This window comes from Streptomyces sp. NPDC111656 (genome assembly GCF_055656965.1).
On the sequence record NZ_JBVKCA010000061.1, the window covers coordinates 1 to 5,829 of the forward strand.

At 72.3% G+C, this 5,829-nt stretch carries 1 protein-coding gene; it reads left to right on the forward strand.

Translation table 11 applies throughout. The features are described from left to right. The coding region (locus tag ACZ7M3_RS52515; protein ID WP_472073894.1) for an amino acid adenylation domain-containing protein at nucleotides 1–5,829 on the forward strand (5,829 nt) is incomplete at both ends.

Sequence of the window (5,829 nt, forward strand, 5' to 3'; positions counted from 1 at the left end):
TGGTGGCGGCCGCCGCCTCCGGTGACCGCCGGGTTCACGAGCTTTCCCTGCGTGCTGTCGTCTTCGCGGGGGAGAAGCTGGAGGTCTCCGAACTTTGGCCGTGGACGGACCTGTTGGGCCTCGACGCTCCCGCGCTCGTCAACATGTACGGCATCACCGAGACCACCGTCCACACCACCTACCACAAGGTCGAGGAACAGGACGTCGACGGCCTGGCGGCGAATCGCGTGGGCTACCCGCTCAGCGACCTTTCGGTCTATCTGCTGGACGCCTCGGGTTCGCTCGCGCCCGTCGGTGTACCGGGTGAGATCCATGTGGCGGGTCCGGGTGTGGCGCGCGGTTACCTCGGGCGTCCGGACCTGACCGCGGAGCGGTTCGTGCCGAACCCGTTCGGGCCGGCCGGCGGCCGGATGTACCGCAGTGGTGACCTCGCCCGTCGCCGTGAGGACGGCAGCCTGGAGTTCCTGGGCCGTATCGACGACCAGGTCAAGATCCGCGGCTACCGCGTCGAACTCGGCGAGATCGCCGCCGCGTTGACCGCGCACGAGGACATCGCCCAGGCCGTCGTGGTCGTCCGCGAGGACACCCCCGGCGACAAGCGACTCGTCGGCTACCTCGTCCCGGCGCGGTCCGGTGCCGGGCTGCCCGTCGCCGATATCCGCGCGGCCCTCGCCCGCGAGCTGCCCGAGTACATGGTTCCGGCCGCCTTCGTGGCGCTCGACACCATTCCGCTCACCACCAACGGCAAGCTCGACAAGCGCGCCCTGCCCGCCCCCGACGCCGCCCTCCAGCTGCGCGCCGCAGGCGAGTTCACCGCGCCGCGCACCCCGGACGAGGAGTCCGTCGCCGCCGTCTGGCGTTCGGTGCTCGGCGTCGAGCGGGTCGGCGTCCACGACAGCTTCTTCGAGCTGGGCGGTGACTCGATCCGCGCCGTCGCCCTGGTCGGCGGGCTCCGCGAGGCCGGCCACGAGGTCGCGGTCCGCGACGTCTTCGACTGCCGTACGGTTGCCCGCCTCACCGAGCTGGCCACCGGCCGCCCCGCCGCCACGGCCGCCGCCGAGCGCCGCGTCGCCCCCTTCGAGCTGATCGGCGACGAGGACCGAGCCGTCCTGCCCGCCGACGTCGTCGACGCCTACCCGCTGGGCCAGAACCAGCTGGGCATGGTCATCGAGATGCTGATGGACGACGGCCGCAACCACTACCACAACGTCTCCACCTTCCGGATCCGTGACGAGCACCCCTTCTCGCTCGACGCCCTGGTCGAGGCCGGCCGTGTCGTCACCGCCCGGCACGAGGTGCTCCGCACGTCCATCGACCTGGCGTCCTACGCGCGACCCCTCCAGCTCGTCCACGCCACCGCCGAACTGCCCATCACCGCACAGGATCTGACCGGCCTGGACGCCGAGCAGGTGGAGGCCGCGCTGCGCGCCTTCACCGTCGCCGAGCGGACCCGCCTCTTCGACCTGGCGGTGCCGTCGCTGATGCGCTTCCACGCGCACACCACGGATGACGGCGGCTGGTGGATCTCGGTCACCGAGTGCCACCCCATCCTGGAGGGCTGGAGTCACCACTCCCTCCTGATGGAGCTGTTGACGACCTATCAGGCCATACGTGACGGCCGCGACCCGGAGCCGACGGAGTTGCCCTCGCTGCGCTTCGCCGACTTCATCGCGGGCGAGCTCGCCGCCCTCGACTCGGCCGACGACCAGGCGTACTGGACCGAAGTCACCGAGAACCACGCCAAGTTCATCCTGCCCACCACCTGGGGCGAGCCAGGGGCCGCGCACACCACCTTCCAGACCGGCATCTCCTGGCAGGACCTGGAGCCGGGCCTGCGCGCGCTGGCCACGGCCGCCGACGCCTCCCTCAAGAGCGTCATGATCGCCGCCCACCTCAAGGTGCTCGGCCAGCTCACCCACGAGCAGGCCTTCCACACCGGCCTGGTCTGCGACGCGCGCCCCGAGGAGACAGGCGCCGACCGCGTCTACGGCATGTACCTCAACACGCTGCCGTTCCCGCACGCCAAGGGCGCCCGTACCTGGCGTGAGCTGGTGGGCCGGACCTTCGCGGCCGAGGTCGAGCTGTGGGGTCACCGCCGATACCCGCTGCCGGCCGTCCAGCGCGACTGGGGCGGCACCGGCCGCCTCATGGACGTCTACTTCAACTACCAGGACTTCCGGCAGATCGACACGGACCTGGTGGACGAGCTGGCCGGCATCGACGACAGCCCCACCGAGTTCCCGCTCAGCGTCTCCTCGCGCGCCGGGCATGTCATCCTGACCGCCGACACCCGCGCCGTCACCCCGGCCCACGCCCAGCGGCTCGCCGAGATGTACCGGTCGGTCCTGGAGGCCATGGCCGCCGACGCGGACGGCGACGCCACCCGCACCTTCCTGCCAGAGGGCGAGCGGGCCGCCCTGCTCGCCGCCGCCGAGGGCCCTGCCACCGAGCCGGTCGGCCGCACCGCGCTCGACGCGATCGTGGCCACCGAGGCCCGTACGCCCGGCGCGGTCGCCGTCCGCGATGCCTCGGGTTCCCTCGACTACGCGGAGCTGTCCGCCCGTTCGGAGGCCCTGGCCCGCCGCGTTCGCGCGGCCGGCGCGGGTCCCGAATCCGTGGTCGGTGTGCTTCTCGACCCGACCGTCGACCTGCCGGTCGCTCTCCTCGCGGTGTGGCGGGCCGGCGCGGCGTACGTCCCGATGGACGGCTCCTGGCCGGCCGAGCGCATCGCGACCGTCGTCGCCGACGCCGGCTGCCCCGTCGTCGTCACCCAGGCCGAGTACGCCGATCGCTTCGCCGGATTCGGCGGCCGGGTCCTGCTCGTCGATGAGGACGCAGGCGTCCGGGGTAGCGGTGAGGGTGCGGAGGTTCTGGACCCGACCCCGCTGCCCGGGGCCGACCCCGAGCAGCTCGCCTATGTCATCTACACCTCCGGCTCCACCGGCAGGCCCAAGGGCGTCCAGATCACCCACCGCTCGCTCGCCGGCTACCTGGACTGGGCGGTCGCCGACTACTGCGGCGGCGCCCCTGGCGACACCGCGCTGTTCTCGTCCGTCGCCTTCGACCTGGTCGTGCCGACGCTGTACGCCCCGCTGATGACCGGCGGCGCGCTGAACCTGTTCGGCTCCGAGCGCGACCTGTCCGAGCTCGGCGACTGGCTGGCCGAGTCGGGCCCGTACGGCTTCCTCAAGCTGACCCCCGGCCATCTGGAGATGCTGGGTCAGCAGTTCGACGGCGAGCGCGCGCACGGCCTCGCGCCGGTGCTCGTCGTCGGCGGCGAGGCCCTGCTCAGCCGCACCGCGGAGCGCTGGCTCGACCTCGTCGGCGGCGGCCGTGTCGTCAACGAGTACGGCCCGACCGAGATCACCGTCGGCAACAGCGTCCACGACGTCACCGGTCCCCAGGCCACCGAGATCGTGCCCGTGGGCCGTCCGCTGCCGGGCACCACGATGCATGTCCTCGACGACAACCTCCAGCCGGTACCGGTCGGCGGCACCGGCGAGCTGTACGTCGGCGGCCACGGCCTCGCCCGCGGCTATGCGGGCCGCCCGGCCCGGACGGCGGCGTCCTTCCTGCCCGACCCGTTCGGCCCGGCCGGCGCCCGCCTCTATCGCACCGGCGACCTCGCCCGGGTCCTCGCCGACGGCACGGTCGACTTCCTCGGCCGTATCGACGGACAGGTCAAGATCCGCGGCTACCGCGTCGAGCCCGGCGAGATCGAGGCCGTTCTCGGCAGCCACCCGGCGATCGGCGAGGCCCGCGTCCGCGTCCATGAGAGCGCCACCGGCAAGCAGCTCATCGCCTACGTCGTTCCCGTCGTCCCGGAGGGCGAACTGCCCCCGCACGCCGCGCTCGACGCGTACGCCGCCGACCGGCTGCCCCCGTACCTGCTGCCCTCCGCCTACCTGGCGCTGGAGCGCATCCCGCTGACCGCCAACGGCAAGCTGGACCAGCGCGCCCTGCCCGCCCCTGACGCCGCCGCCTTCGACGCGGCCCCGCACGTCGCGCCACGCACCCCCGCCGAGGAGCGGATGGCCGCGGTCTGGGCCGAGCACCTGGGCCTGGAGCGGGTCGGCGTCCTCGACAGCTTCTTCCAGCTGGGCGGCGACTCGATCCGCGCGGTCGGCCTGGTCGGCGCGTTGCGCGCGGCGGGGTTCGAGGTCGGCGTCCGTGAGGTCTTCGAGAAGGCCACCGTCGCCGCGCTCTGCGAGTCCGTCACCGGGCGCCCCGCGCCCACCGCGCAGGTCACCGCCGTCGAGCCGTTCGCGCTGCTCTCGGACGCGGACCGGGCTCTGCTGCCCGAGGGCCTGAGCGACGCCTACCCGCTGTCGCAGAACCAGACCGGCATGCTCGTCGAGACCCTCGCGTCGGACGGCCGCAACAACTATCACGACCTGACCTCCTTCCTGGTCCGTGACGACGCGCCGTTCGACTTCGGCGCCCTTCGGCGGGCCGTGGAGGTCGTCGGTGCCCGCCACGACATCCTGCGCACCTCGGTCGACCTGACCGGGTACAGCGTGCCGATGCAACTGGTGCACAGCGAGGTCGCCATCCCGCTGGACCGGGCCGACGTGCGCCACCTCGACGAGGACCGACTGGCGGCGGAGCTGGCGGAGTTCGCCTCCACCGAGCGGGCCACCCTCTTCGACATGACGTCGTCCGCGCCACTGCTGCGGATCTTCGTCCACGTCCAGAGCGACGCGGCCTGGCGGCTGACCTTCACCAAGAGCCACGCCATGCTGGAGGGCTGGAGCTACCACACCCTGCTCAACGAATTGGTCGAGGTCTACCGGGCGCTGCGCGACGGCGCCGAGCCCGCCCCGTACGAGGCGCCGCCCGTGCGCTTCGCGGACACCGTCGCCGCCGAGCTCGCGTCCCTCGACGACGCCGGGGACCGCGCCTACTGGCAGGGCATCGTGGACACCCACGCGCCGTTCGCGCTGCCCGCCGACTGGCACGGCGACCGCACCGCACCCCCCGAGACGGTGGGGGCCGGCTTCTCCTTCCGCGACCTGGAGCCCGCGCTGCGCGGCCTCGCGACCAAGGCGGGAGTGCCGATCAAGGCGGTGCTGCACGCGGCCCACCTGAAGGTGATGTCGCAGCTGACCGACGAGGAGCGCTTCTTCACCGGCATCGTCGGTCACCAGAGGCCCGAAGTCCCTGGCTCCGAGCGCCTGTTGGGCATGTATCTCAACACCATGCCGCACGCCCACGACCGGTCCTCCCGGACCTGGGGTGGGCTGGTGAGGCAGGCCTTCGACGGTGAGGTCGCGGCCTGGCCGCACCGGAACTTCCCGCTGCCGGCCATCGAGAGCGGCGGCCGCCGCCTGATCGACGTCTACTTCGTCTACCTCGACTTCCACCTCGTCGGGGAGGACCAGGTGGTCGACGAGGGCAACGGCATCAACAGCAGCTCCACCGAGTTCGGCCTCGGCGTCACCGCCATCGGCGGCTTCATCAGTCTCCGCGCCAGTTCGCACGTCCTGTCCGCCGAGAACGCGGAGCGCGTCGCGGGCATGTACCGCTCGGTCCTGGAGGCGATGGCCGCCGAGGGCATCGACGGCGACGCCGGCGCGCTTCGGGTGACGGCCGGGGAGTACGACCTGCTCGTACGTGACGCCCGGACCCCGAGCTCCGAAGTCACTTCTCTCGCTCATGAGTTGTTCGAGTCGTGGGTGGTGGGGTCGCCGGGGTCGGTGGCGGTGGTGGCGGGTGGGTTGTCGTTGTCGTATGCGGAGGTGAATGAGCGGGCGAACCGGTTGGCGCATGTGTTGCGTGCGGCGGGTGTGGGTCCGGAGGATCTGGTGGGTGTGCATTTGGAGCGGGGTG